25 protein-coding genes are annotated in these 25149 nt (G+C 72.4%); 6 read left to right on the forward strand and 19 right to left on the reverse strand.

What is annotated here, in order from left to right:
• Positions 1 to 683: 683 nt before the first annotated feature.
• From AB0K34_RS22520 to sodX, 6 genes are all read right to left on the reverse strand, one after another.
• A complete protein-coding gene (locus tag AB0K34_RS22520; protein ID WP_301174121.1) occupies positions 684 to 1337 on the reverse strand; it encodes a response regulator transcription factor in 654 nt (217 codons plus the stop codon).
• Positions 1334 to 2470 carry a histidine kinase gene (locus AB0K34_RS22525; protein ID WP_364550614.1) on the reverse strand — a complete coding sequence of 379 codons (1137 nt, stop codon included), beginning with the start codon at positions 2468 to 2470 and terminating at the stop codon, positions 1334 to 1336. The genes AB0K34_RS22520 and AB0K34_RS22525 overlap by 4 nt, the downstream gene beginning before the upstream one ends.
• Positions 2467 to 2988 (reverse strand): hypothetical protein, encoded by a 522-nt coding sequence (locus tag AB0K34_RS22530; protein ID WP_301174123.1) that lies wholly within the window; start codon positions 2986 to 2988, stop codon positions 2467 to 2469. The genes AB0K34_RS22525 and AB0K34_RS22530 overlap by 4 nt, the downstream gene beginning before the upstream one ends.
• A 7-nt stretch (positions 2989 to 2995) precedes the next feature.
• Positions 2996 to 4015 carry an ABC transporter permease subunit gene (locus AB0K34_RS22535; RefSeq protein WP_301174124.1) on the reverse strand — a complete coding sequence of 340 codons (1020 nt, stop codon included), beginning with the start codon at positions 4013 to 4015 and terminating at the stop codon, positions 2996 to 2998.
• Positions 4012 to 4908, reverse strand: a complete 897-nt coding sequence (locus tag AB0K34_RS22540; RefSeq protein WP_301174125.1) for an ABC transporter ATP-binding protein — start codon at positions 4906 to 4908, stop codon at positions 4012 to 4014. Before AB0K34_RS22540 ends, AB0K34_RS22535 begins: the two co-directional genes overlap by 4 nt.
• A gap of 105 nt (positions 4909 to 5013) precedes the next feature.
• Positions 5014 to 5403: a nickel-type superoxide dismutase maturation protease gene (sodX, locus tag AB0K34_RS22545; RefSeq protein ID WP_301174126.1), complete on the reverse strand. Its 390-nt coding sequence runs from the start codon at positions 5401 to 5403 to the stop codon at positions 5014 to 5016.
• A gap of 185 nt (positions 5404 to 5588) precedes the next feature.
• Between sodX and sodN the strand changes: the two genes are divergently transcribed.
• A complete protein-coding gene (gene sodN / locus AB0K34_RS22550) occupies positions 5589 to 5990 on the forward strand; it encodes a superoxide dismutase, Ni (protein ID WP_205719495.1) in 402 nt (133 codons plus the stop codon).
• A gap of 76 nt (positions 5991 to 6066) precedes the next feature.
• On the opposite strand, the gene AB0K34_RS22555 is transcribed toward sodN, so the two are convergent.
• The 12 genes from AB0K34_RS22555 to AB0K34_RS22610 all read right to left on the reverse strand — a co-directional run bounded on the left by AB0K34_RS22555 (position 6067) and on the right by AB0K34_RS22610 (position 20330).
• Positions 6067 to 6540, reverse strand: coding sequence for a GNAT family N-acetyltransferase (locus AB0K34_RS22555; protein ID WP_364550618.1), 474 nt, complete (start codon positions 6538 to 6540; stop codon positions 6067 to 6069).
• 10 nt (positions 6541 to 6550) lie between these two features.
• Positions 6551 to 7786, reverse strand: a complete 1236-nt coding sequence (locus AB0K34_RS22560; protein WP_301174128.1) for an enolase C-terminal domain-like protein — start codon at positions 7784 to 7786, stop codon at positions 6551 to 6553.
• A gap of 17 nt (positions 7787 to 7803) precedes the next feature.
• The gene (locus AB0K34_RS22565) at positions 7804 to 10974 is read right to left on the reverse strand and encodes a glycoside hydrolase family 38 C-terminal domain-containing protein (protein WP_364550620.1); all 3171 of its coding nucleotides are present in this window, start codon (positions 10972 to 10974) and stop codon (positions 7804 to 7806) included.
• Positions 10975 to 11017: 43 nt separating this feature from the next.
• Positions 11018 to 11845, reverse strand: a complete 828-nt coding sequence (locus tag AB0K34_RS22570) for a carbohydrate ABC transporter permease (protein ID WP_138639564.1) — start codon at positions 11843 to 11845, stop codon at positions 11018 to 11020.
• A 49-nt stretch (positions 11846 to 11894) separates the two neighbouring features.
• Positions 11895 to 12863 carry a sugar ABC transporter permease gene (locus tag AB0K34_RS22575; RefSeq protein WP_138639563.1) on the reverse strand — a complete coding sequence of 323 codons (969 nt, stop codon included), beginning with the start codon at positions 12861 to 12863 and terminating at the stop codon, positions 11895 to 11897.
• Positions 12864 to 12867: 4 nt separating this feature from the next.
• Positions 12868 to 14124, reverse strand: coding sequence for an extracellular solute-binding protein (locus tag AB0K34_RS22580; RefSeq protein WP_364550622.1), 1257 nt, complete (start codon positions 14122 to 14124; stop codon positions 12868 to 12870).
• A gap of 152 nt (positions 14125 to 14276) precedes the next feature.
• Positions 14277 to 15041 (reverse strand): GntR family transcriptional regulator, encoded by a 765-nt coding sequence (locus AB0K34_RS22585; protein ID WP_301174131.1) that lies wholly within the window; start codon positions 15039 to 15041, stop codon positions 14277 to 14279.
• 34 nt (positions 15042 to 15075) lie between these two features.
• Positions 15076 to 16050: an alpha/beta hydrolase gene (locus AB0K34_RS22590; RefSeq protein WP_364550625.1), complete on the reverse strand. Its 975-nt coding sequence runs from the start codon at positions 16048 to 16050 to the stop codon at positions 15076 to 15078.
• Between the two features lie 178 nt (positions 16051 to 16228).
• Positions 16229 to 17524 carry a DUF5005 domain-containing protein gene (locus tag AB0K34_RS22595; protein ID WP_364550627.1) on the reverse strand — a complete coding sequence of 432 codons (1296 nt, stop codon included), beginning with the start codon at positions 17522 to 17524 and terminating at the stop codon, positions 16229 to 16231.
• A 177-nt stretch (positions 17525 to 17701) separates the two neighbouring features.
• Positions 17702 to 18514, reverse strand: a complete 813-nt coding sequence (locus AB0K34_RS22600) for an SDR family NAD(P)-dependent oxidoreductase (RefSeq protein WP_138640683.1) — start codon at positions 18512 to 18514, stop codon at positions 17702 to 17704.
• Positions 18511 to 19563, reverse strand: coding sequence for a DUF4432 family protein (locus tag AB0K34_RS22605; protein ID WP_301174134.1), 1053 nt, complete (start codon positions 19561 to 19563; stop codon positions 18511 to 18513). The genes AB0K34_RS22600 and AB0K34_RS22605 overlap by 4 nt, the downstream gene beginning before the upstream one ends.
• The gene (locus AB0K34_RS22610; RefSeq protein WP_364550629.1) at positions 19563 to 20330 is read right to left on the reverse strand and encodes a phytanoyl-CoA dioxygenase family protein; all 768 of its coding nucleotides are present in this window, start codon (positions 20328 to 20330) and stop codon (positions 19563 to 19565) included. The genes AB0K34_RS22605 and AB0K34_RS22610 overlap by 1 nt, the downstream gene beginning before the upstream one ends.
• A gap of 122 nt (positions 20331 to 20452) precedes the next feature.
• Between AB0K34_RS22610 and AB0K34_RS22615 the strand changes: the two genes are divergently transcribed.
• The 3 genes from AB0K34_RS22615 (at position 20453) to AB0K34_RS22625 (ending at position 22868) form a co-directional block, all read left to right on the forward strand.
• On the forward strand, positions 20453 to 21463 hold the full coding sequence (locus tag AB0K34_RS22615; protein ID WP_364550631.1) for a sugar kinase: 1011 nt from the start codon (positions 20453 to 20455) through the stop codon (positions 21461 to 21463).
• A 155-nt stretch (positions 21464 to 21618) separates the two neighbouring features.
• Positions 21619 to 22047 carry an anti-sigma factor gene (locus AB0K34_RS22620; RefSeq protein WP_067794237.1) on the forward strand — a complete coding sequence of 143 codons (429 nt, stop codon included), beginning with the start codon at positions 21619 to 21621 and terminating at the stop codon, positions 22045 to 22047.
• A 62-nt stretch (positions 22048 to 22109) separates the two neighbouring features.
• Complete coding sequence (locus AB0K34_RS22625) at positions 22110 to 22868, forward strand: RNA polymerase sigma factor SigF (protein WP_026401215.1); 759 nt, start codon at positions 22110 to 22112, stop codon at positions 22866 to 22868.
• 63 nt (positions 22869 to 22931) lie between these two features.
• Here the strand turns inward: AB0K34_RS22625 and AB0K34_RS22630 are convergent, their stop codons facing one another.
• Positions 22932 to 23450, reverse strand: coding sequence for a hypothetical protein (locus tag AB0K34_RS22630; protein WP_364550633.1), 519 nt, complete (start codon positions 23448 to 23450; stop codon positions 22932 to 22934).
• Positions 23451 to 23500: 50 nt separating this feature from the next.
• Here AB0K34_RS22630 and AB0K34_RS22635 point away from each other — a divergent pair, with 50 nt between their 5' ends.
• Complete coding sequence (locus AB0K34_RS22635; protein ID WP_301174138.1) at positions 23501 to 24442, forward strand: diacylglycerol kinase family protein; 942 nt, start codon at positions 23501 to 23503, stop codon at positions 24440 to 24442.
• Positions 24443 to 24785: 343 nt separating this feature from the next.
• Entirely contained in the window at positions 24786 to 25046 is a 261-nt protein-coding gene (locus AB0K34_RS22640; protein WP_138640679.1) for a WhiB family transcriptional regulator, read from the forward strand.
• Positions 25047 to 25149 lie beyond the last annotated feature (103 nt).

A 25149-nucleotide genomic window follows, 5' to 3' on the forward strand; every position in this document is an offset into this window, starting at 1 on the left:
GGACGCGGGCGGAGTGGGAGCGCGGGACGCGGGCGGAGTGGGAGCGCGGGACGCGGGCGGAGTGGGAGCGCGGGACGCGGGCGGAGTGGGAGCGCGGGACGCGGGCGGAGTGGGAGCGCGGGGCGCGGGCGGCGGCCTGGTCGTAGGCGTATACGTTGCGGTGCCGGATTGTGTCGGCCTGCGCCCAGCCTGGGGTGCGCTCCACACGCCTGTGGCCGCCGAGCTGGGCGTCTCACCGTCAACGGCCGCCAAGTGTGGCGCAAGAGGTTCACCGAGCACGGGCCAGCAGCATCGGCCGATGAGCCCCGGCCCCGGCGTCCACCCTCGATCCTGCCGGACGAGGCCTCGGAAGCGGCCCCGGAAGCGGCGTCCCCTCACGTCGGAACAGACCCCGCCCGGCGCCGCACACTGGTCAACCTGACGCCGGTTCGCTTCTCAAGCGCCCCCCGCCACCATCCGTCCGAGCATGCCGTTATGCCATGCGTGGACCTGCCTTCGCCACCTTCAACATCACGACGGCACCGAACTGCACCACCCGCACGACGCGACCGAGTTCAAAAGTTCCTGGCGCGATCGACAGGCCGTCCCGACCGAACTGGGGTGCAGCCGGTCTGCGACAACCTGGCTGCACACAAGACCCTCGCCCGATGCCTACAACAGATTCCAGGCGCGGAACAGGTGGGTCAGGACGGGTCTACCAGGCGGTTCTCCCATGCCCAGGTGACGATGCCGACGCGGTTGCGCACTCCCAGCTTGGCCTGGATGCCTGACAGGTGACTCTTGACGGTGCTGAGCGAGATGAACAGCTCGGCGGCGATCTCCTGGTTGGTGCGGCCTCGTGCGAGCGCGCGGACGACTTCCAGTTCGCGGTCCGACAGGGGCGGCTGGACGGTGCGTGGTGGTGCCGAGGCGGCCGTCAGGTGCCGCAGCAGACGAACGGTGACGGAGGGCGAGACCAATGCCTCACCGTTGTGGGCGGCGCGGACCGCCTCGACGAGGAGTGCGGGTCCGGCGTCCTTGAGGATGAAGCCCGCAGCGCCGCCGCGCAGCGCGCCGTAGACGTACTCGTCCAGGTCGAAGGTGGTGACCACGACGACACGCATCGGGTCGGTGGTCTTCGGGCCTGCCAGTGCGCGGGTCACCTCGATGCCGTCGAGCCGGGGCATCCTGATGTCGACCAGGCACACGTCCGGGCGCAGTCGGCGCGCCAGAGCGACCGCCTCGGCCCCGTCGGACGCCTCCCCCACGACCGTGATGTCGGGCTGGTCCTCCAGGATCAGCCGCAGCCCGCGGCGGACCATCGCCTGGTCGTCGGCGAGGAGAACCGAGATGGTCACCGGCGCTCCCCCGCGGGCAGCGTCGCTCGCACGGACCAGCCGCTGCCCGGGCGCAGTCCTGCCTGCAGTGAGCCGCCGAGCGATTCGACGCGTTCGCGCATGCCGATCAGGCCGTAGCCGCGGTGGGGGTGGCGAGCCACGGGTGCCGGGGCGTCGTCGGCGACCTCGATGGTGACGCCCTGTGTGCCCTGGTCGACGGTGACCGTGACCGATCGGGCCTTGGGCGCGTGCCGCAGGACGTTCGTCAGCGCCTCTTGCGCGACGCGGTACACAGTCGTCGTCACCTCCGGGGGCCATTCGTTCTCGTCCGGCATGGTCAACGTGACCTCGGGGCCCTGGCGGCGGAAGCGCTCGATGAGTGCGCCGAGGCCCTCCGGTCCGGGGGACGCCGGTGCCGCGTCGTCGGTGTCGCGCAGCAGGCCGACCACCCGCCGCATCGCGGCCAGGGCTTCGGTGCCCGCGGCCTCCATCTCGCTGAGGTACTCGCCCACCTGCTCCGGGTTGCGCCGCGCGACCACCTGGGCGCCCTGCGCCTGGAGCAGCATGCCCGTGATGTGGTGCGCCACGACGTCGTGCAGTTCCCGGGCCAGCTCCAGCCGCTCCTCTCGCCGGACCTGCTCTGCGGTCGCGCGCTCCCGCGCGTCCAGTATCCGGAGGGAGAGCCCGGCGCCGACTGCGGCCAGCCAGATCGGGCCGTCCAGCACCGTCACCGCCGCGAGTTCGGAGAACGGCGGCCCGGCCGCCAGCTGACCGGCGATGATCAGCGCCGGTCCGGCGGCCGTGATGGCGGCGGCCGGTGCCGGCGGGAGGGTTCGGAGGGCGGAGGCGGTCAGTACCGCCAGCCCCACGGCCATGGCCGGGCTGGGTTCGGCGGGAAGGTCGGAGCCGCTCAGGCGGGTGGTCGCGATGGCCGCCGCCGCGAGGACGAGCCCCGTGACGGCCGGCCAGAGCGGTCGGCGCAGCCCGGCCAGGGCCGTGAGGCACACCGCCGCCGCGAAGGCGCAGCCCGGCGCCCAGTACCAGCTGCCCCAGCTCTGCGCGATGGCGGCGGCCTGCACGGTGATCGCCGTGAGGAACGCGGCACCGAGCCCGGTCACGGAGGCGCCCCGGACCCATCCCGCCGGAACGGTCATGTCCGCCAGGCTATCGGCGTGCCGGACGACCGGACGGGCGCGAGCACGCGCAGCAGCGGCCCGACGGCGAGCCCACCGGCCATCAAGGCCGTGGCCAACACCGTCACTGCGGAGGGGCCGGGGAGCCAGCTGAGCGCGATCACGGCGACGCCGCCCACGGCGATGCAGACGGCCGATGGCGCCGGCAGCGCTCTGAGGGCGGAACCGATGAGGACGGCCAGGGCCAAGGCCGTCGCGGGGGCGGGCTCCTGGGGCAGTTCTGTCGCCATGGACGTCGCTATTGCTCCGGCCGCCACGGTCAGGCTCGCGGCTGCGGGCCACACTCTGCGGTGTCCACGCAGCAGAGCCAGTCCGCACACGACGACCGCGACGGCGGTGGTGAAGAGCCAGTAGGCGCCGCCCCAGCTGACGGCGAGCATGAACGCCGTGAAGGCGATGCCCAGGGCGAACGTCAGGCCCAACCCGATGTTGAGCAGGATGTCTGACCGGTCGGCGGCATTTCTGCAGTTGTTCTCCATCAGTGGCTCACACCCGCCTGATGCGACGCAGGGCGATGGCGGTCAGGAGCGCGCCGGTCAGCAGGTAGAGGCCCGTCTCGGCCAGTTGGAAGGACCAGTAGCGGTCGCCGGGCTGGTACTCGATGTCGACGTGCAGGTCGAGGGCGGACAGGCACACCGCGGCGTCACCGAACGTCCCTCCGGCGCCGGTCTTGGACGGGGTGTCGAGGCACGCGTTGAACTTCTTCTCGCTGAGCGTCCGACCGTCGGCGGTGCGCATCGGGCTGGTGTCGCTGATCCACGCGTCGGGTGCGCCGGGTACTTGCAGGCCGCCGATGACCGGGGCGCCGGTGATGCTGCCGAGGTTCTTGGCCCCGTTGATGGCCTGGGCGGTCAGCGGCAGCGTCACCTTCTCCGATGGCATGAGGTGCGGTCGCACCATGTTCGGCACCGTGAACTGGACGGCGAGGAAGACGACGCCCGTGATGGCCATCGCCGGGAGCGTCCGGCGGACGAGGAGCCCGATGGTGGTCCCGAGAGTGAAGGCGAGGAAGGCGTAGCCGATCGGGGCGATGTTGCGGGCGCCGAACTCGATCGCACCGAACCGGTCGGACGCGACCTCGTCGTAGGGGGCGGCCGCCCAGGTGAGCAGCAGGGCGGCCAGGCCCGTCACGGCCATCGCGGCGAGGGCGGTGAAGGCCATCCTGGCGATCAGCCAGCGGCGGCGGGTCACGCTCTGGCTCCACACCAGCCGGTGGGTGCCGAGTTCCAGTTCCCGGGCGATCAGCGGCGCTCCCCAGAACGCGCCGAGGACGACGGGGATCAGCCCGAGCCCGGCGGCCAGGAACAGCAGCGTGCTCCGGTAGCTCCCCGAGAACTGGCTCGCGGCCTGCGCGCACGCGGCGGTGTCGGCGCACCGGGCCTGGTAGGCGTCGTGGGCGTCCCGGATGTCCATGCCGAGGTACAGCAGATAGGCGGCGATCACTCCGAGCCCGATGGCGCCGGCGAGCGCGTGGAGGCGGAACTGCCGCCAGTTCAACCAGATCATCGTGCTCCCTCCCCGGCCACGGCGCCGACCCCGGCGACGGGCGTGTTCGCCCGCGACATGTACGCGAGCACCAGCTCTTCGAGCGAGACGGGCCCGGCCCGGAGCGGGAGCTCCGACGCCGGGAGGGCCGTGCGCACGAGCGCACCGCCCTGCTCCGCCCGGACGACCTCGACCCCTGCGGGAAGCCGGTCGAGATCGCCGGTCACCCGGTGGTGGCGGGCCAGCAGGTCGCGGACGTCCCCGGCCACCTGGACCCGCGCGTCGCACAGCACGATGAGGTAGTCGCAGACCTGCTCGATGTCGCCGAGCAGGTGCGACGACAGCACTGCGCTGGCACCGAGTTCGGCGACGAACTCCATCAGGTTCGCGAGGAAGCCCTGCCGCGCCAGCGGGTCCAGCGCGGCGGCCGGCTCGTCGAAGACCAGTAGCTCGGGACGCTTCGCGGCGGCGATCGTCAGCGCGAGCTGCGCGCGCTGACCGCCCGACAGCCGTCCCGCCTTCTGGCCGGGGTTGAGCCCGACCTGCGCGATGCGCCGCTCGGCCATGCCCTGGTCCCAGGACGGGTTCAGGCGCGCCCCCAGACGCAGATGGTCGGCCACGCTGAACGAGGGGTAGACGGGGGTGTTCTGCGCGACGAACCCGACCCTGGCCAGGTGCGCGGCACTCGCCGCCGGTGGGGACCCCAGCACGCGCAGGGAGCCCGACGTCGGTTCCAGCAGCCCGCAGGCCATGTTCAGCAGCGTCGACTTGCCGGCGCCGTTCGGACCTACCAGGCCCACGATGCGTCCGGCCGGGACGTGCAGGTCGACTCCGCTCAGCGCCTCGCGCCGGCGGCCATATCGTTTCGTCAGTCCCTCGGCGTGCAGCATCGGGACAGGGTCTTCATGTGGCATGACGGCATCGTCGTCAACGGCACCGTCCCAGATCACCGGCCCAAAGCACGGTTCGCCCTAGCAGCGGTCGTACTTTCGGCCAGTTCGTCCCCGTCCCCGCCAGGGCTACGGCACGCGCTTCACCGGGAGGGGCCAGTAGCGGGCCAGGATGCGTCCCATCATGAGGTCGTCGGGGACGGCACCGAAGTCCCAACTGTCACTGCGCCCGGGGGCGCGCTGGTTGTCGCTCTCCAGCCACCAGCCTTCATCAGTGCGGTGCGTGGCGCGCTTGACGATGAGAAGCCCAGGACGTTGAGGATGCTCCGCCACAACGATGGCACCGGGCGTGAGGCGGGTGCCAACCCGGACGATGAGCCAGTCCCCCGGACGCAGCCCCGGCAGCATCGACTCCCCGCTGACCTCCACCGTCCGCACCCGCCGCACCCCGACCACCGCGAGCACCACCCCACCGGCGAGCCCCCACAACACCGCACGGCGGCCCTCGCGGATACGCATGATCCTCCTTGGTCGGCCGCATACTCCGGCGGGCGGCGGTGACAAACACTGCTGGGAAGGTTCCGGGCCGCGCGCGGTCCGGGTCTTAGGCCGAAATACCGAGTGCCCTGGGCGGACGCGTCCCGCGGCACAAGGGTAATGTCGGTGACCTGAGCATGATCCGCAACGAGGGAAGGGATTCGCAGGTGTTGCTCAAGCTTCTGCGCCCGAAGACCACGGTGTCCGCGCACTGCGACCTGCCGTGCGGCGTCTACGACCCGGCGCAGGCCCGGATCGAAGCCGAGTCGGTCAAGGCGATCTGTGAGAAGTACGCCGCCAACGAGGACCCGGAGTTCCGCTCCCGGGCGATCCTGATCAAGGAGCAGCGCTCCGAGCTGGTCAAGCATCACCTGTGGGTGCTCTGGACCGACTACTTCAAGCCGCCGCACTTCGAGAAGTACCCGCAGCTGCACCAGCTGTTCAACGAGGCCACCAAGCTGGCCGGCGCGGCCGGCACCAAGGGGAGCATGGACCCCAAGGTCGCCGATGACCTGCTGGGCAAGATCGCGGAGATCGACAAGATCTTCTGGGAGACCAAGCAGGGCTGACCTGGACGAAAGCTGAGGCCCGGCCGGCGGCTGGCCGGGCCTCTGCCATGTCCGGGATCATCCGCCATGTCCGGGATCAGCTGGAGCGGGCGGCCTTGGTGAGGGCGTCGCCGGTGAGGCGGTAGACCGTCCACTCGTCCTGGGGGCGGGCGCCGAGGGACTCGTAGAAGCCGATGGCCGGAGTGTTCCAGTTGAGGACGGCCCACTCGACGCGTTCGTAGCCGCGCTCGTCGGCGATGCGGGTGAGTTCGGTGAGCAGGGCCTTGCCGTAGCCGTGGCCGCGGACGTCCGGCTCGACGAACAGGTCCTCCAGGTAGATGCCGTGGGTGCCGTTCCACGTGGAGAACGTGAGGAACCACAGGGCGAACCCGACGACGCGCCCTTCGTGCTCTACGACGTGGGCGAAGGCCTTCGGGTCGTCGCCGAAGAGACGGGCGGTGAGCTGCTCCTCGGTGGCCTTGACCTCGTGGAGGGCGCGCTCGTAGTCCGCCAGTTCGCGGATCAGCCGCAGGATGTCCGGGACGTCGTCGGGGGTCGCGTAACGAATCACAGGTGGCAGGTTATTCGAGCGGCGCCAGTGGGACGGCCGGGTCCGCCCAGCGGTCGTTCGGGATGATCGGGTACCAGCCGGGGCGGCCCGGGTCGCGGTCGTAGGGGTAGCCGCCCAGTTCCTTGTACAGCTCGGCGTACTCGGCGAGTTTGTCACGGTCCAGGCGGACGCCCAGGCCGGGTCCGGTGGGCACGGGGATCCTGCCGTCGGCGTACTTCATGAGGCCGCCCTCGATGACGTCGTCGGCGAGGTGGTGGTAGTGCGCGTCGGCGGCGTAGGTGAGGTTGGGCAGGACGGCGCCGAGGTGCAGCATCGTGGCGAGCTGGATGCCGAGTTCCCCGGACGAGTGGACGGCGACGCCGATCTGGAAGGTCTCGCACACCCCGGCCGCCTTCACGCAGGCCCGGATGCCGCCCCAGAACGTCGTGTCGAGCAGGACGACGTCCACGCTGCGGCGCAGCACGTTCGCGGCGAGCTGCTCGAAGTTCACGACGACGGTGTTGGTGGCGAGCGGGACGTCCACGCGCTCGCGGACGAGCCGCAGCCCCTCCAGGCCGAGGACGGGGTCTTCAAGGTAGTCGTTGTCGAGGTCCTCGATGGCCTTCCCGAAGCGCAGGCCCTCCTTCAGGCTGAGCACGGAGTTCGGGTCGTAGCGGAGGCCGTCGCCGGGGAACGCCTCGGCGAGGGCCCGGTAGCTCTCCAGCTCGTGCTCGGGCGGGAACACGCCGCCCTTGAGCTTGTGGACGGTGAACCCGTGCCGGGCCTTCAGGTCGCGGGCGTGCGCGACGAGCTGCTCCGGCGTGCGGACCTCCGGGACTCCGCCGGGCCCCGGCGGCCGGAAGAACAGGTAGGACGCGAACGGGACGGAGTCGCGGATGCGCCCGCCGAGCAGGTCGTGCACCGGGACGCCGAGGTGCTGGCCGATGAGGTCCAGGCAGGCGAACTCGATGGCGGCGAGCATCTGCACGCGGTTGTCGTAGAGGCTCGCCGTCGGGTTGGCGATCTTGAAGCGGAGCGCCTCCAGCTCGAAGGGGTCGTGCCCCTCCAGGTGCGGGGCGAGGGCCTGGAAGGCGGCCTCGGCGCTCTGCCCGCCGCCGCCCATCTCGCCGAGCCCGATCAGCCCGTTGTCGGCCTCGACCTCGACGATCGTCCGGACGAAGCGGCCCCAGTGGGCGCCGTTGCTGTGCAGGAGCGGCGCCTCCAGCGGCACGGTGACCGTGGTCGCGCGGATGCCTGTGATCTTCATGTGTCCCCGATCCGTGATCAACGCCGAACGGTGACGGTGGCGATGCCGCAGGCGGGCAGCCGGACCGTCATCGTGCCGTCCCGGACGGGAAGTTCCGCCGGGTGACGCTCCAAACCGCCGCTCAGCCGCGCGCTCACCGCGCCGGGCACGTGCAGCTCCGTCTCCACCGGGCCGGCGGCGAGCGACTGGAGCCGGACGGCGAGGCCGCCGCCGTCGCGGGCGCGGCCCACCGAGGTGACGAGCACGTCCGGGTCGTCGACGCGCAGGAACGTCCCCGACTCGGCCGCGGGCGCGGTGCCGGTGGCGAGGGTGGCGACGAACGGGTCGGTGAGGCCGGCGGCGGTGCGGGCGCCGAGGCGGCGGCCGGAGCCGGCGGCACCGGACGCGAACGCGTACCGGAAGGTCGTCTCGCCCTGCTGCTGGGACGGGAAGTTGGTGTCCCAGATGTTGTTCAGCGCCCACGAGTAGACGGTGCCGTCCTCGTTGTCGAGCGTGGGCGGGAACGGCGCGTACGGCATGTGGATGGAGCCGAACTGGACGAGCGGGGCCTCCAGCGTCGCCCACGCGACGGTCAGCTCGGGGTCCTCGAACGCGACCCAGTGCCGGATCGGGCGCATGTGCTCCGCCGACCCCGGGACGCTCGGGACGCCGGTGCCGCCGACGCCGCCGGTCAGCTCCCACGCGGCGGGCGGGCCGTCCACGGCGAACGGGAAGGAGAAGAACACCGCCTCCTTCGCCGCGGTGGGCTGCTTGCCGAGCTGGTAGCGGACGTCCACGCGCGGCACGCCCGCGTACAGGTCGATCGTGGTGCGCAGCCAGTCGACGCCCTTGCCGTGCAGTTCGATGACGAGGCGCTCGCCGGCGGGGGTGCGCTCGCACTTGGTGACGGTCGCGTGGGTGGCCACGGCCCGGTCACCGAGCATCGTCTTGTCATGGACGAGCATGTGCCCGGACATGTGGTTGAAATGCGGCGCGGTCGCGTACCGGTCGTAGATGTACTGCCCGAACCCGGCGATGCCGTCGGTGTTCACCAACTCGCGGCCGGCGGCCTTGTCGAAGACCGAGGCGATGTGGCCTTCCTTGAGGTCGTAGGCGACGCGGTAGAACTCGTTCTCGATCGTCCCGTCCAGGCCGAGGTCGACCGGCTCGGCGGCCGCGGTCCCGGCGCGGACGACGTCGACGCGGACGTGCCCGTGGCCGGGGACGTCCGGCAGCACGGCCTCCAGGTGGCGGCCGATCGGGCGGGTGGGCCACTCGTCCGGGTCGACCTCCTCCTCGCGGTGCGGGACGGGCTCGCCGGTGCGGGCGTCCACGAGCGCGATGGGGACGTCCGCGGCGACGACGTCGCGGGGCAGGAACGCGCGGGCGACGTCGGTGCGGGCTGCCGTGCCCGGGTTGACGACGAGGAACGAGGCGAGCGCGTCCGGCGCGGGCCCGAACGTCGCGCCGAGCCGCCGCGCGCCGGCTTGGAGCAGGTCGAGGGCGTCGTCGTGGGCCTGGTAGCCGACCTGCGACTTGCGGGTCCACTGCAGGCCGCCGGAGTCGCCGCCCTCCTCGGCGTCCTCCCACGGGTTGGCGGCGCCCCAGGTGTGCTCGTCGAACAGCGCGGCCCGGTCGTACGCCTCGTCGATCAGCCGGGACGCCCCGGTCCGGTTCCCGGAGCGCAGCTCCAGCGGAGCGGAGGGAAGCGGACCGGCCGGCTCTTGCGGGGGGTGTGGGGGGTCGTCCCCCCACGAGAAACCGGTCCGCTCGTCGCCGCGCTCGTCGGCGAGGGCGTGCAGCGTCTCCGCCGACCGCAGGATGTTCTGCGCCCGCCGGACGTAGCCGAGCGGCCGGGCGCCGGAGCCGAGGCCGTCGGCCCACCAGTCCGTCCAGTCGCCCTCGTGGGTCTGGAGCCGGTCGCCGTGGTGCTCCTCGACGTACTCGAAGAAGTCGGCGTTGGTCGCCATCCGCAGCCGCGGGTACGCCCACGTCTCGTTCCACCGCAGCGCGATGTCGGCGGGGACGATCGACGGCCCGGCGTTGTCGGCGTGCGCGCCCTGCACGCGCAGGTGGACGGCGTCCAGGAAGTCGGGGTCCTTGGCGGCGCCGACCTGGCCGGGCGCCGCGTACCAGCCGAACGTGCCGGGCCCGTACGGGTAGGGGCGGTCGGCGAGGGAGCCGAGGTAGCGGGGCAGCAGGTCCTCGGCGAGGTCGTAGGAGTCGACGAGGCCGACGGTGTTGCCCTCCATGTAGGCCATGCCGTGCGGGGTGTCGGTGAACCAGACGATCAGCTCGCCGCCGCCCGGCGACCGCCACCGGAACGGCCGCGCCAGCTTGTCGCCGCCGGTGATGTAGGGCACGGACCGCCCGGCCCAGTTGTGCGCGGCGGCGAGGTAGCGGACGCCGGCCGCGTTCAGGGCGTCCACCGTCCCGACGACGGCGCCGGGGATGTCGGTGTGCATCGCGGACCGGACCTCGATGCCGTACGCGCGCCGCAGGTCCTCGACGAAGCGGAGCTGGCGGTACAGCTCCTCCGTCGAGCACGCCTCCGTGTGCAGCTGCATCGGGAACGCGGTGACCTCGATGTTGCCCGCGCGGACCCGGTCGGTGAACTCGGCGACCTGGTCGGCGGAGCGGGTCGCGAGCCAGCGCAGCGCCGGCATCGACGACTCGACCGACCAGCGGAAGCGCGCGTCGTCCGGCCGCCCGTCGGTCTCCCGCGCGAGCCGCAGCGCCGCGTCGAGGTAGTCGAGGTGGTGCCGCAGGACGGTGCCCTGGGTGTCGGTGTAGCCGATGTCCAGGTGCGAGTGGTGGACGACGAAGACGTTCCACTTGCGCTGCGGGGTGAGGTCGAGCGGCGCGGCGCCGACGAGCCCGGCGGCGTCGCGCACCTCCAGGGTGACGCGGCGCGGGGCGTCCACCTCGGGGACGAGCAGCGTCAGCGTGCCGCCGTCCCCGGTGGCGGACGCGAGGTCGGCGTCGCCGTCCTTGAGGGCCACCTCCACGGCGCCGCCTCCGGAGAGGGTCACCCGGACGGCCTGCCGGAGCCCGCCGTCCTCGCCGCGCTTGAACAGCGGCAGCACGGCGGCGCGGACGGACAGCCCGCGCACGGCGAGCACCTCGGTGGAGGTGTCCTGGCGCAGCGCGTCGCGGATCCCGTCATAGTCGGGCGAACCGAGGCTCGCCTGAAGCAGACGACTCGTCATCGTTATGCGTCAATCTCTCTCTGGGGAGCGTTGGAGCGGGGCGTTAAAACTGGGCCAGGGTGAGGCCGCGGGTGAAGAGGCGTTGGGTCGCCAGGAACAGCACGACGGTCGGGAGGGAGACCACTAGCCCGGCGGCCAGTGCGATCGGTACGGGGGTTCCGGCGTACACGTCGGTGGTCAGCGCGGACAGTTCGGCCCACACCGGACGGACGGTCTCCGACTGGGAGAGCGTGAGGCCGAACAGCAGGTCGTTCCAGACGAAGGTGAACTCCAGGATGAACACGGCGGCGAGGGCCGCCGAGGAGAGCGGGAGGTAGATCCGCCAGAAGATGCGGAAGGTGGACGCGCCGTCCAGCCGCGCCGCCTCGAAGATCGACACGGCGACGTTGCCGAAGAAGTTGCGCATGACCAGCGCGGCCAGCGGCACGTTGATCGCCGAGTAGATGATGATCAGGCCGAGCCGGCTGTCGTACAGCGACACCTCGCTGTACCCGACGAACAGCGGGATGAGCAGCATCTGGAACGGCACCACCGTCCCGGCGAAGATCACCACGAACCAGGCGAAGCCGTGCTTGAGGCGCAGCACCACGATCGCGTACCCGGCGAGCGCGCCCAGCAGGACGGCCACCGCGGGCGAGACGACGCTGTACAGCAGGGTGCTGAGCAGCGTGTCGCCGACGGCGGTCCGGTCCCATGCCTGGGAGACGTTGTCGAACAGGCCGAGCGAGGACGGCGGCTTCACCGCGTCCGACGGATCGTAGTCGCCGGCCGGCCGCACCGCGTTCGCGATGATCAGGTACGTGGGGAACAGCCACGCCAGGCCCAGCAGCGCGAGGACGGCACGGCGCAGGTTCAGCGTCAATCGGTTCATCGGCGCACCTCGCGGGGGACGGCCCCCCGCACCCTCCGGTTCGCTTCGCTCATGACTTCTCCTCCCCGCCGATCTGCCTGCGCAGGTACACGTACGAGGCGAGGCCGGTGACGGTGGTGAGCAGGACCGCGACCGCCGAGCCGTAGCCGTACTCGTTGGCGACGAACACGTCCCGGTACATGGTCACGGCGAGGGTCTCCGACGAGCGTCCGGGCCCGCCCTGCGTCATCACCCACACGATGTCGAAGTTCTTCAGCCCGGCGACGAGCGCGAGGCCGAACACGACCGTGGTGATCGGGCGCATCAGCGGCCAGATCACGTGCCGGAACATCGCCCAGCCGGACGCGCCGTCGATGCGGGCCGCCTCGATCGGCGCCTTCGGGATCGACTGGAGGCCGACGACGAACAGCAGCATGTTGACGCCGAGTTGCTGCCACGTCCAGACGACGATCATCGCGATGGTGTTGCGGGGGCCGTCCTGCAGGAAGGCGGTGTCGCCGCCCGGCATCCCGAACAGGGTGAGGATCTGGTTGGCCATGCCGTCCGGCTGGAGGATGAAGCCCCAGATCACGCCGAGGCCGGCGCCCGACATCGCGTACGGGAGCAGGAACGGCAGCCGGAACCAGCCGCCGCCCTTGAGGTCGTAGGACAGCACCGCGACGAGCAGCCCGAGCCCCACCGGCAGGGCGACGGTCCCGACGACCCACAGCAGCGTGTTGCGGATGGACGTGACGAGCGCGTCGTCCTCGAGGAGCCGCTTGTAGTTGTCCAGGCCGGTGAACTCCGGTGACGCCAGCCCGTCGTAGCTGGTGAAGCTCAGGTACGCCGTCCACAGGAACGGCAGGTAGAGCAGGACGGCGACGAACAGGACGGCCGGGGAGACGTACGCGTGCCGGAACCGGCCGTGCAGCGCGAAGCCCTTCCCGGCCCGGCCGCCGCGCCCCGCGCGGCGGCCGGAGCCCGGCGCCTTCGCCACCGCCGTCTTCGGGCGGGTGGCGGTGGCCTTGTGCGTGCTCATCGGATCAGTTCGACTTCCAGTACGCCTCGTTCGCCTTCTGGATGCTCTTGAGGACGTCCATATAGGTCTCTGGCTTGTTCAGGAACTTGTCGAAGCCGCTCAGCGCCTCGGTGAGGACGGGCGAGGGCGCGGCCTCGAAGTAGCGCAGCACGAGCCGGTTCTCCGGCGACGCCGCCTCCTTGGTGACCGCGGTCAGCTCGGGGTCGGCGATCTTCACCTTGGGGTTGCCGGACACGTCGCCGCGCGCGTTCGCCCACTTCTCCTGCGCGGTGGGGGTGACCCACCACTTGAGGTACTTGGTGCTGGCCGCCGGGTCGGGGGCCTTGCGCAGCGAGCAGAGCGGGCCGCTCTCGAAGACCAGCGACCGCTTCGGCAGGGCCGGGTCGACGTTGGGGATGAAGAAGAACCCGTAGTCCTGGCCCTGCTTGAGGCCGCGCTGGGTCATGCTCGTGTTGAACCAGGTCCCGCTGATGACCATTGCGGCGTCGCCGGACTTGAAGTGGTCGGCGGGGTCGGCCTTGTCGCCGGGCTTGGAGAACCAGCCCTTGTCGATCATCGACTTCCAGCGCTCCATCACCTTCACCACGCCGGGGTCGGTGTAGGACGCCTCGCCCTTCGACAGCCGCTCGTACAGGTCGGGGTCGGTGCCGGCGAGGATCTGCTCGAACCAGGCGAAGGAGAACAGCGACGTCGGGGTGGTGTGGTTGAAGGGGACCTGCCCCTTCGACTTCAGCGTCTCCGCGGCCTTCTCCAGTTCCGCCCAGGTCGTGGGCGGCTTCACGCCGTGCTTCGCGAAGACCTTCTTGTTGTAGAACATGCCCCAGTAGGCGGTGTTCAGCGGGACGCAGTACTGCTTGCCGTCGACCGTGTAGTACTTCTTCAGGTCCTCGGTGAGGTCGCCGTTCTTGATGGAGTCCTGCCAGATGTCGGTGGTCTCGGCCACCTGCTTCTGCTTGACGATCTCCTCGAGGCGCCCGCCGGTCGACCAGGTGAACAGGTCGGGCTTGACGTTCGTGCGGAACGAGGTCTTGATGAACGCGGTGTAGGTCGGCTCGTCGGTGTAGCCGACCGGTGTCATGCCGAGCCCGGTCTGCTGCTTGCCCAGGGCGGCCATCTGCTCGAAGTAGGGCTTCCAGGCGCCCTTGTCGTTGTACAGCTTGAGCTCGGACTTGCTCCCGCCGGAGTCGCCGGACCCGCAGCCGGCGGCGAGCAGGAGCGCGCCCACGGTGAGCGCGGTCGCCCGCAGTCGCTTGGACACCATGGTGGCCTCCTTCATCGGGCGCCGATGCCCGATCGGGGTGGTCGAAGGTTTCTGGGATGGGTGAACCGGCCGCACGGCGCAGGGCCGTGCGGCGGGGGGTTGGGGACGGTGGGGGGTGGGACAGTGGGGGTGGGGACGGTGGAGCGGCCCGCTCAGGCGAGCCGCTGCTCGATCACGTGCTTGATGTCGGTGAGGTGGGACCGCATGAGCGCCTCGGCGTCCCGCTCGGCGCCCGCCTCGATGGCGGCGAGGATCGCGGTGTGCTCCTCGAAGTCGCGGACGCGGTCGTCGAAGATCCGCTGTATCTCGCGCTGCTCGGACGCGTGCACCGTGAGCAGCGAGTCGATGACCTCGCAGAGCACGGAGTTGCCCGCGAGGCCCGCGACCTCGCTGTGGAAGCTCATGTTGGCCTTGTGGAGGCGGGCCTCCGCGTCGGACGCGGGCGAGCCGTGCGAGCCGTGCGAGCCGTGCTGGGCGGTCGCGTCCCGGCCGGCGGGTTCGCCGCCGCGCAGGTCCGCGCCCGCCTGGTCGAGGATGGCGCGGAGCAGCTCGACGTCGGCGGGCCCGGCCAGCCGGGCCGCGCGGCCGGCCAGCGGCGGCTCGATGAGCAGCCGGGCGTCCAGCAGCTGGAGCAGCCGGCCGGCCTCCAGCTCCCCGACGTTGGGGTTGGGGATGACCACGCGTTCGAGGTCGGCGCCCACGTAGATCCCCGAGCCGTGCCGGAGCTGGACCGCACCGGTCGCCTCCAGCCGGCGCAGCGCCTCGCGCAGCGTCGGCGTGGTCACCGCGAAGCGCTGGGACAGCTCCCGCGCGGACGGCAGCCGGTCGCCGGGGCGCAGTCCGTCCGCCCTGATCAGCTCCAGCATCCGCGCGGTGAGCGCGTCCGCCAGGCTCGGCCGGGCCACATCCTGTGCCATCGCCACCTCGTTCCCCAGAAGTAAAGTCATCTAATCACTTAGCGACTGGCCATGTCCACCCCTCCGGAGAGGCTCCGGAGAGGCATCGCCGCAGGACCGCGCGCTGCTCCTCGAACGCGAGCCGCCCCAGCCGCGCCGACATGATGCCGTCGAAGCCGTGGCACGCGCCCGGCACATGGTGAAGCTCGGTGGGGACGCCCGCGACGATCAGCCGGTGCGCGTAGCCGAGCCCCTCGTCCCGCAGCGGGTCGTACTCGGCGACGAGGACGTAGGCGCGCGGCAGTCCGGCCAGGTCGGCGGCGCGGGCGGGCGCCGCGTAGGCGGGGACGTCCGCGCCGCCCGCCGCCCGCCCGCCGAGGTAGTGCCGCCACATGTGGCCGACGTCGGCCCGGTTGAACAGCGGCGGCTCGGTGAACGCCCGCATCGACGGCGTCTCCATCCGGTCGTCCAGGACGGGGTAGAGCAGCATCTGGAAGACCAGCGGCGGGCCGGCCTCGTCCCGCGCGCGCAGCGCCACCGCGGCGGCCAGCGCGCCGCCCGCGCTCCCGCCGCCGACCGCGACCCGCCGCGGGTCGCCGCCGAACTCGGCCGCGTGCGCGTGCGCCCAGACCGTCGCGGCGTAGCAGTCGTCGAACCCGGCCGGGAACGGGTGCTCGGGCGCGAGCCGGTAGTCGACCGACACGACGGCGATGCCGTCCTTGCCGGCGAACGCCAGGCAGCGCTCGTGCTCGTTGTCGAGCCCGCCGGTGACGAACCCGCCGCCGTGGAAGTACACGAGTACGGGCGCCGGGTGCGGCGCCTCACGCGGCCGGTAGATCCGCACGGGCACAGGCGGGGCGCCGGGCGGGGCGGGGATCGTCCGGTCCGCGACGTCCGCCCCCTCGGCGGTGGTGGGACGGGCCAGCGCGGAGACCAGGTCGCGCATGGCGGCGCGGGCCTCGGCCGGATCCGCCAGGCCGACGTAGGGCATGCCGTCGAACGCGGCGGCGAGTTCAGCGTCCAGGGTCATGGTGCGGACCTCCTGGTGGGTGGACGGGGCACGCTGGTGGGTGGACGGGCGCGCAGGTGGGTGGACGGGCGCGCGCCCCCGGGCGGGAGGTCACCCGGGGGCGCGCGGGGAGCGGTCCCACCGTGGACGGAACGGTGGTGCCGCGGCTTATCGGGCGGCCGTCAGCCCTTGCGGGCGGTCAGCCGGAGACCGGCAGGTTGATGTAGCGCGGCCGGTAGATGCTGACGTCGCGGTAGTTGTCGTTCGCCGGGCCCTTGGTCGTGTCCAGGCTGTTCACGTTGTAGGAGATGACCAGGTTGCCGCTGGACGACAGCGACACGTGCTGGTGGGCGTTGTAGGTGAAGATGTCCGGGTCGCCGTAGGAGCCGAACTGGCCGGTCTCGGGCGTGCGGTAGACGGTCTGCTCGCCGGTGAACGGGCCCGCGGGCGAGCACGAGAGCAGGACGTCGATCTCGCTGCCGAACGCGATGTTCGCGTCCTGGTTGACCAGGATGTAGTGCGAGCCGCGCCTGGCCACGCTGAACTCATTGGAGACGCCGCTCATCAGCCGGGCCGACGCGGTCTCCGAGTCCGACCATCCGTTGGACGTCCGGTACTCCCAGGCCGCGCGCAGGTCGCTGCCCTTCACCCGCGCGATGTGCAGGTACTTGGTGTTGGCCTTGGTGTCCGGGTCGATGTAGTCCTCGGTGCCGTAGACGTAGGTGTAACCGCCGTCCTTGAACAGCGCCGACCCCCACTGGACGCCCGACGCCGAGGGCATCGCCGTGACCTGCGTGGGCGCGGACAGGTTGCCGGTGGAGAACCGGGCCAGGACGTTGCTCTTGAACGTCATGTCCCAGCCGGTGCCGTTGTCCGGGTCCGGGTCGTAGTACTGGCGGTAGAGCTGCTGGACCTCCGCGCCGCTCTGGGTGAGGTCGCCCGCCCAGTACCAGTGCGCCGCCTGCGGCGGCGGCATCACGGCCTTCGGGGCGGCGGCCGTCCCGCCGTGCACGGTGGTCGTCCCGCCGCCCGTCCCCTGGACGACGAACGAGTTGTTGATGAACGGGGTCGTGCCGCCCTCCTCGATGACGACCGACCGCGACCCGTCCGCGTTGACCTTGCCGAGGAAGGTGTCGGAGTAGGCGTAGACGATGCGCCCGTCGGTGAGCTTCAGCGAGTAGGTCGAGTCGCCGCCGGTCCAGTCGTCCAGCAGGGTGTTGCTGTTGCCGTAGGCGGTGAACTTGCTGTTCAGCGCGGTGTTCTGGGTGGCCGTGCCGAACGTCGGCGGCGCGTGCCCGGAGCAGGTGGGCGCCGCGGCCGCGGCGGCGTGGCCCTTGCCGCGGGCCTTCTGGTGCCCGAGGCCCAGGCCGTTGGCGCTGGACGGGCCGTGGCCGTGCGCGTCGGCCGCGGCGGGGACGGCGGGCGCGGCCGCGAGGCCCGCGCCGAGCAGCAGGGAGGACGCGAGGGCGGCGGCGCGCCCGCCCGTTCCGAGCACGCGCCGGCGGCGCCCCGCGTGAACCGGCGGGGGCCGATCGGGAGAGTAAGGACGGGAGGGGACGGACTCCTGCATGGAAACCTCCGCGGGGTCGCTGGCACGCGCCGCTCGGGCGCGCTGCGCCAACATCATCAGTGATCAAATGACTTGGTGTCTAGATCTTTTAGCGATCCGGCTTCAGGTTTCCGGCAGGCCGGTGTCCGGGAGAGCGGCGGGATTGCGGGCCAGCAGCCCGCCGTCCACGCGGTGCTCGGCGCCGGTCACGAACGACGAGCGCGGCCCGGCGAGGAACGCCACGACCTCGGCGACCTCCGCCGCCGTCGCGACCCGGCCGAGCGGATGCGCCCGCCCCCACTCGGCGACCTGCGCGTCCTGGCTCGTCCCGCCGCGGAACAGGTCGGCGGCCCAGCGCAGCATCGGCGTGTCGACCGACCCCGGGCACACCACGTTCGCGCGGATCCCGTCGGCGGCGTGGTCCAGCGCCATCGCCCTGGTCAGGGCGTTGATCGCGGCCTTGCTCGCGCTGTAGGCGGCGACCCGGTCCTGGGAGACGAACGCCTGCACCGACGACATCGTGACGATCGTCCCGCCGCCCCGGCGGCGCAGCTCCGGCACGGCGGCCCGGCACGCGAGGAACACGCCCTTGACGTTCACGTCGAGGACCTCGTCCCACAGCTCCTCGGTGGTCTCCTCGACCGTCCCGTACCGCTGGACGCCCGCGCACGTCACGACCACGTCCAGGCCGCCGTGCCGGGACACCGCCGACGCGACCAGCGCGTCCATCCGCGCGGCGTCGGTGACGTCGGCCTCCACGCCGGCGACCTCCAGGCCGTCGGCGCGCAGCTCCGCCTCGGCCCGCCGGACGGCGTCCTCGCCGACGCCGCAGAACACCACGGCGGCGCCGTCGCGCGCGAGCCGCTCCACCACCGCCCGGCCGATCCCGAGCGACCCGCCGGTCACCACGGCGACCTTGCCCTCGAACTCCCTCACGTGCCCTCTCCCTCGATCACCGCCGCGCGCAGCCACAGGCTCCGCCGCGCGTGCGGTTCCAGCGCGAGCGCGGTGCCGTTCGCGACCGCCGCGGCCAGCCCGTCCGTCGGGTGGCCCGCGAACGGCTCCAGGCCCATCACGTACGCGCGGCCCCACCACGGATGCCCGGTCGTCGCCCCCAGCTCCTGCCACAGCCACAGGTGCGGCAGGACGGCCGCGTCCCAGCGCACCCGCAGGCCGAGGCCGCCGTCCGGATCGACGACCTCGTAGCGGCCCTCGTCCAGGCCGGTGAGGTAGACGATCTCACTCGGTTCGCCGCGGCCCGGGACGACGTCCAGGTCGACGGTCCCGCCGCCGGCGGCCGGGACGCGCGGCCAGTCGTGCGGGCCGCCCGCGCGCACCCGCCGCCCGCCCGGCGCGATCGCCGTCTCGTGCGGGACGACCCGCGCGCCGCCCGGCAGCCTGATCCGGTGCCCGGGGCGCAGGAACGGCGCGCCGAACACGATGTGGTGGCCCCACATCGCGTGCAGCGCCACCCCCGACTCGTTGACCAGTTCCTCCTCGATCGCGAGTTCGGGCTCGCCGGAGCGGAGCCGGAGCGTCTTGGTCACCCGCAGCGGCATCCGCCGGGCCCGGACGGTGAGGCGCACGGCGACCTCGCCGGCGTCGTCGGCCACGATGTCGGCGTCCCACGGCAGCCCGGCCACCTCGCCGTGCTGCGCGAACGCCGCGCCCCGGTAGGTGCTCGGCGCGCCGCCGTTCGGCAGGACCTCCTGCCAGCCGCCCTCGTAGCCGTCGAGGAACGCGGCGGTGTCGTCGGCCGCTCCCCCGGCGAGGTCGCGCGGGTCGCGCAGGCCGTCCGGCGACAGCCAGACGAAGTCCATGTCGCGCGGCTTGTAGCAGAACTCGGCGATGTCGCCGCCCTTGCCCGCGAGGACGGTCACCCGCAGCAGCTCGTTCTCCAGCACCAGGGCGTCCAGCCCGGCCCGGGTGATCTCGTGGACGCGGGCGCCCCAGTTGCGGGACGGCCGGTGCCGCCGGCGCCCCATCAGCTCCAGTTCTCCGCGCCGCGGAACGGGTAGTGCTCGCCGGGCGCGTACCGGGGCCGCGGCTGGTACTCGTTCACGCCCGGCTCGCCGCGGAGCAGCAGCGCGGACGGGAACGGCAGCGGCTCCTCGGTGATGCGCGTCGAGGTCGGGATGTAGCGGATGGTCAGGCCGCAGCGCCGGTGCGGCGACTCGTTGGCGTTGCTGCCGTGCATGATGTTCGGGTGGTGGACCTCGACGTCGCCCGGTTCGAGGACGAGGTCGACGGCCCGCGACTCGTCCACGCCGACCGCGCTCTCCACGCCGAAGACCGCCCCGGCGTCGTCGCGCTCGCGGACGTCGTGCAGGTCCTCCTTGTGGCTGCCGGGGATGACGCGCAGGCAGCCGTTCTCGGGCGTGGAGCGGTCGATGGCGAGCCAGAGCGTGACGACGCGCATCGGGTCGAGCGGCCAGAACGCGCCGTCCTGGTGCCAGAGCACGGCCTTGCCCGTGTAGGGCGGCTTGGAGATGTAGGCGGACGCGAACAGGGCGATGTCCGGCCCGATGAAGCGCTCGGCGACGTCGAGCAGGCGGTCGTCGGAGACCAGCCGCACCCAGAACGGGTCCTTGGCGACCAGCTCGGTGGACAGGTCCTCGCCGGTGCGGTCGGGGTGGCGCTCCTGCAGCCAGCGGACGTGCCCGTCCGCCTCGGCGATCAGCTCGGGGTCGAGGACGCTCTTGAAGATCGCGTACCCGTCGTCGTCGTAGCCTCGCATCGGATCGTTGCCCATGGACGTCCCTTCTCTGGTGGAGCGACACCCGAAGTCTTAGTCATCAGATCACTTGTTGTCTAGATGTATTGTCGCCCTATCGCGGACGCCCCCGGAGAGCGGACGCCCCCAGAGAGGACGCCATGAGCGCGCTGGACACCCTGGCCGGCGGCGGCCGGCCCGCCCGGGTCGCCCTGATCGGCGAGTGCATGATCGAACTGAGCCCGGTCGCCCCCGAGCTGATGGCCGTCGGCTACGCCGGCGACGTCTTCAACACCGCCGCCTACCTCGCCCGGTGCGCGGCGCCGGAGACGGCCGACGTCCAGTTCGTCACCCTCATCGGCGACGACCCCTACAGCGCCCGGATGCGGGAGGCGTGGGCCGAGCACGGCGTCGGCTCCGCCCACAGCCGCGCCGTCCCCGGCGGGCGGGCCGGGCTCTACCTCATCCGCACCGACGAGCACGGCGAGCGGACGTTCACCTACTACCGCTCCCAGTCGGCGGCGCGCGGGCTGTTCGGCCCCGGCCAGCCGGCCGAGACCGACGAGGCCGTCGCCGCGCACGACCTCGTCTACCTCTCCGGCATCACCCTGTCGATCATCGGCCCGGCGGCCCGCGACCGGCTCCTGGACGTCCTCGACGAGACCCGGCGGCGCGGCGGCCTGGTCGCCTTCGACGGCAACTACCGCCCGGCCGGCTGGCCGTCCCCGGACGCCGCCGCGGCCGCGATGGCCGCCGTCCTCGCCCGCACCGACATCGCGCTGCCGACGCTCACCGACGACCGGGCCGTGTTCGGGGACGCCACCGCCGCCGAGGCCGTCGCCCGGCTGCGCGCCGCCGGGGTGTCCGAGATCGCCGTCAAGCTCGGCGAGCGCGGCTGCGTGATCGCCGGCGCCGAGGGCGCCGAGGAGGCCGTCCCCGCCGCCCCCGGGGTCGAGGTGGTCGACACCACCGCCGCGGGCGACGCCTTCAACGGCGGCTACCTCGCGGCCCGGCTCGCCGGACGGGGGCGCCGCGCCGCCGCGGAGGCCGCGACCGCCCTCGCCGCCCGCGTGATCGGCCACCGCGGCGCCCTGCTGCCGCCCGTCCCGCGCGGGGCCGGGAACCGGGCCGAAAACCGCCCCGGAGACGCCTCCGCACCCGCGAGGACCTGATCACGGCGTGACGCATGCCTCCCCCGGCCCGGGTTTGGAACGCGTCCGTTCAGGTCGGCCCGGCGTTCGTAAGAAAGCCACGCGCGCCGAAGTCTCCCAGTGGGCCCCGCAGGCGGTAGTTTCGAAGCAGCGGGACCATCCTGCGAGGGAGTGACGTGACCGAGGAAACCGCTGCAATGCCGGCCAGTACGAAGTTGTCCGTCCGCGATGTGGTGACGGTGAAGCTGCCGGCCGCGAGCGCCTACCTGTCCGTGCTGCGGACGGCGACCGCGGGGCTCGCGGCCAGACTCGACTTCACGCTGGACGAAATAGAGGACCTGCGCATCGCCGTCGACGAGGCGTGCGCGATGCTGCTCGCCCAGGCCCTGCCCGGGACCGACCTGACCTGCGAGTTCGAGTTGACCGGGGACGCCATGCGCATCTCCGTGTCGGTGCTCACGGTGGACGGCGAGGAACCGAGCCGCGACACCTTCGCCTGGACGGTGCTGTCGTCCCTGGCGGGCGAGGTCGACGCGGCGGTGGGCTCCGACGACCGGGTCACCGTGACGCTGCAGAAGCGGCGCGGTGCGGCGGGGGCCCCGTGACGGAGAAGACGGAGGAGACGACGACGGTCACCGCCGCGAGCAGCGAGCGGTCGGAGTCCGCGGTGCCCGACCGGGCACGGGCCCGCGCGCTGTTCGAACGCCTCGCCGAGCTTCCGGAGGGCGACCCGGAGCGCCAGCGCATCCGCGACCAGCTCGTGGAGCTGCACCTGCCGCTGGTGGAGTACCTCGCCCGCCGCTTCCGCAACCGCGGCGAGTGGCTGGACGACCTGATCCAGGTCGCCACCATCGGCCTGATCAAGTCGATCGACCGGTTCGACCTGGAGCGCGGCGTGGAGTTCTCCACCTACGCCACGCCCACGATCGTCGGCGAGATCAAGCGCCATTTCCGCGACAAGGGCTGGGCGGTGCGCGTGCCGCGCCGGCTGCAGGAGCTGAAGCTGTCGCTGACCAAGGCGATCAGCGACCTCGCGCAGCGCGAGGGCCGCGCGCCCACGGTCAGCGAACTGGCCGCGCACCTGCAGATGAGCGAGGAGGAGGTGCTGGAGGGCCTGGAGTCGGCGAACGCCTACTCCACCGTGTCCCTGGACGCCCCCGACTCCGGCGACGAGGACGCCCCCGCGGTCGCCGACTCGCTCGGCATGGTCGACGAGTCGCTGGAGGGCGTGGAGTACCGCGAGTCCCTCAAGCCGCTGCTGGAGAAGCTGCCCGCGCGCGAGAAGAAGATCCTGCTGCTGCGCTTCTTCGGCAACATGACGCAGTCGCAGATCGCCGCCGAGCTCGGCATCTCCCAGATGCACGTGTCCCGGCTGCTCGCCCGCACCCTCGCGCAGCTGCGCGAGGGCCTGACCGCCGACGAGTGACGCTGGTGACGCTCATGTGAAAGGCCCCGGGACGCGCCGTCCCGGGGCCTTTCACATGAGCGGTCAGTTCTTGGTGGGCTGCTCCTTGAGCCGGTCCATGAGGCGCCGGCTCAGGGAGCGCGGCTCCGCCGCCGCGGTGGCGGCCGGTTCCGGCCCCTTCGCCGCCGCGGCCTCCCGCGGCTCGGCGCCGCCCTCGTCCTCGTCGTGGTCCTCGATCAGCCAGGCGGTGCTCGGCGGGCTGAGGACGGTGACCAGCGCCGCGACCGCGACCGCGCCCAGCGGGATCGCGAGGGCGGGCTGGTCGCTCTGCCACAGCGACCAGGCGATCGGCAGCGCGAACAGCTGGGTGAGGACCGAGGGGGCGCGGCTCCACTGGTCGGCGCGCAGCAGGCCCCGCGCGCACGCGAGCATGCCCAGCCCGCCCGCGAGGGCGAGGACGGTCACCCCGATCGCGCTGGCGGGGTCGACGGCCGCGCCCGCCGCGGTCTCCACGCCGGTGAAGACGCCGAACCCGACGGCGGCCAGACCCTCGGCGCCCATCAGGGCGGCCGCGGCCTGCACGGTGAAGGGGCGCTCGCTCACACCTGAACCCTACTCGTCCGTCCGGCGTGCGCGTCCCATACCCTGACCGCGTGCGCGCCATGCTCATCGCCAACCCCAAGGCGACCTCCACCTCCCGGCGGGCCCGCGACATCCTCATGCGGGCCTTCACCGGCGACATCGACCTCGTGCTCGCCGAGACGGGGCACCGCGGCCACGCGACCGAGCTGGCCCGGCAGGCCGCCGTGGACGGCTACGACGTCGTGATCGCGCTCGGCGGCGACGGGACGGTGAACGAGGCGGTCAACGGCCTGCTCGCCGACGGCCCGTCCCCCGATCTCCCGGCGCTGGCGGTGCTGCCGTCCGGGAGCGCGAACGTCTTCGCCCGCGCGCTCGGCCTGCCGGGCGACCCGATCGGCGCGACGCGGGCGGTGCTGGAGGCGCTGCGCGCCGGCCGGTACCGCACGGTCGGGCTCGGCACGGCGACCCCGCCCGGCGGCCCCGAGCGGTACTTCACGTTCTGCGCGGGCGTCGGGCTCGACGCCGAGGTGATCCGCGAGGTGGAGGCGCGCCGCGCGGCGGGCGTCCGCGCCGACCCGTCGCTGTACGCGCGGACCGCCCTCCGGCATTTCTTCTCCGGCACGGATCGGCGGCGCCCCGCGCTCACATTGGAGCAGCCGGGACGGCCGCCGAAATCGGGGCTGTTCCTCACCTTCATCTGCAATACGTCGCCATGGACTTTCCTCGGCCGGCTGCCGGTGAATCCGACTCCGCGGGCGAACTTCGGGCGCGGACTGGACCTGTTCGGGATGCGTTCGCTGGAACTCGGCCCGACGGCGGCGGCGCTGGCCCAGATGATGACCGCGCGGACCCGCCCGGTGCAGGGCAGGCACGTCCTGAACGTGCACGACGCGGCCGAGCTCACGGTGCGCGCGGACCGCCCGGCGGCCTTCCAGCTGGACGGCGAGTACCTCGGCGAACTGCGGAGCGTGACCTTCCGCTCGGTTCCGAAGGCGATACGCGTCGTCATTTGAGCGCGCGGGGCCGGGCACGGCGCGGATCCGTTCGGCGACGCGCGTCATTTGCGGCGCATGCGCGGCCAGGTGAGAGCCAAGTAACACGTTCGACCCACGGGTGTGACACATGCGACACCCATACTTTGAGAATCCTTTCTCAAAGGTCTTGCGTCGTCCGGCGCCGCCCTGACACGCTCAAAGTGCGCCCGCAGGACAGGGACCCCGACGACGCCGGTCCCCCGCTCGCGGCGCCGCCGAACATTCACCCCTGGACCTGGCCGTGGTCTCCCGGGCGTTCGCGACATGTGAAACCGTTCACAAAAGTGGAGTTCCTCCACCACCTGACGAAGGAGTGGACCGCATGGACTGGCGCCACCGAGCAGCCTGCCGTGACGTGGACCCCGAGCTGTTCTTCCCGATCGGCAACACCGGGCCCGCGATCCTGCAGATCGAAGAGGCCAAGCAGGTGTGCCGGCGTTGCGACGTGAGCGACGCGTGCCTGCGCTGGGCGCTGGAGTCCGGCCAGGACTCCGGCGTATGGGGCGGCATGGGCGAGGACGAGCGCCGCGCCCTCAAGCGCCGCGCCTCCCGCGCCCGCGCCCGCGCGAACATCGGCCTCTAGCCCCGCCGCACCGCCCCTCCCCGTTCCCCGGCGACGCGGCGCCACCGCCTCGAAGCTCCCGGCAAGAGAGCACGTGGCGCCGCCCCGGCCGGAACCCCCGGGT

This window comes from Actinomadura sp. NPDC049382, assembly GCF_040677125.1.
Lineage (GTDB): Bacteria > Actinomycetota > Actinomycetes > Streptosporangiales > Streptosporangiaceae > Spirillospora > Spirillospora geliboluensis.

Coding starts and splice junctions, on each gene's coding strand:
- AB0K34_RS22585 (WP_301174131.1), bottom strand. CDS start 15,041: ATGGCACAGGATGTGGCCCGGCCGAGCCTGGCGGACGCGCTCACCGCG.
- AB0K34_RS22570 (WP_138639564.1), bottom strand. CDS start 11,845: ATGAACCGATTGACGCTGAACCTGCGCCGTGCCGTCCTCGCGCTGCTG.
- AB0K34_RS22540 (WP_301174125.1), bottom strand. CDS start 4,908: ATGCCACATGAAGACCCTGTCCCGATGCTGCACGCCGAGGGACTGACG.
- AB0K34_RS22575 (WP_138639563.1), bottom strand. CDS start 12,863: ATGAGCACGCACAAGGCCACCGCCACCCGCCCGAAGACGGCGGTGGCG.
- sodX (WP_301174126.1), bottom strand. CDS start 5,403: ATGCGTATCCGCGAGGGCCGCCGTGCGGTGTTGTGGGGGCTCGCCGGT.
- AB0K34_RS22530 (WP_301174123.1), bottom strand. CDS start 2,988: ATGGAGAACAACTGCAGAAATGCCGCCGACCGGTCAGACATCCTGCTC.
- AB0K34_RS22580 (WP_364550622.1), bottom strand. CDS start 14,124: ATGGTGTCCAAGCGACTGCGGGCGACCGCGCTCACCGTGGGCGCGCTC.
- AB0K34_RS22560 (WP_301174128.1), bottom strand. CDS start 7,786: ATGAAGATCACAGGCATCCGCGCGACCACGGTCACCGTGCCGCTGGAG.
- AB0K34_RS22535 (WP_301174124.1), bottom strand. CDS start 4,015: ATGATCTGGTTGAACTGGCGGCAGTTCCGCCTCCACGCGCTCGCCGGC.
- AB0K34_RS22615 (WP_364550631.1), top strand. CDS start 20,453: ATGAGCGCGCTGGACACCCTGGCCGGCGGCGGCCGGCCCGCCCGGGTC.
- AB0K34_RS22590 (WP_364550625.1), bottom strand. CDS start 16,050: ATGACCCTGGACGCTGAACTCGCCGCCGCGTTCGACGGCATGCCCTAC.
- AB0K34_RS22605 (WP_301174134.1), bottom strand. CDS start 19,563: ATGGGGCGCCGGCGGCACCGGCCGTCCCGCAACTGGGGCGCCCGCGTC.
- AB0K34_RS22610 (WP_364550629.1), bottom strand. CDS start 20,330: ATGGGCAACGATCCGATGCGAGGCTACGACGACGACGGGTACGCGATC.
- AB0K34_RS22525 (WP_364550614.1), bottom strand. CDS start 2,470: ATGACCGTTCCGGCGGGATGGGTCCGGGGCGCCTCCGTGACCGGGCTC.
- AB0K34_RS22565 (WP_364550620.1), bottom strand. CDS start 10,974: ATGACGAGTCGTCTGCTTCAGGCGAGCCTCGGTTCGCCCGACTATGAC.
- AB0K34_RS22640 (WP_138640679.1), top strand. CDS start 24,786: ATGGACTGGCGCCACCGAGCAGCCTGCCGTGACGTGGACCCCGAGCTG.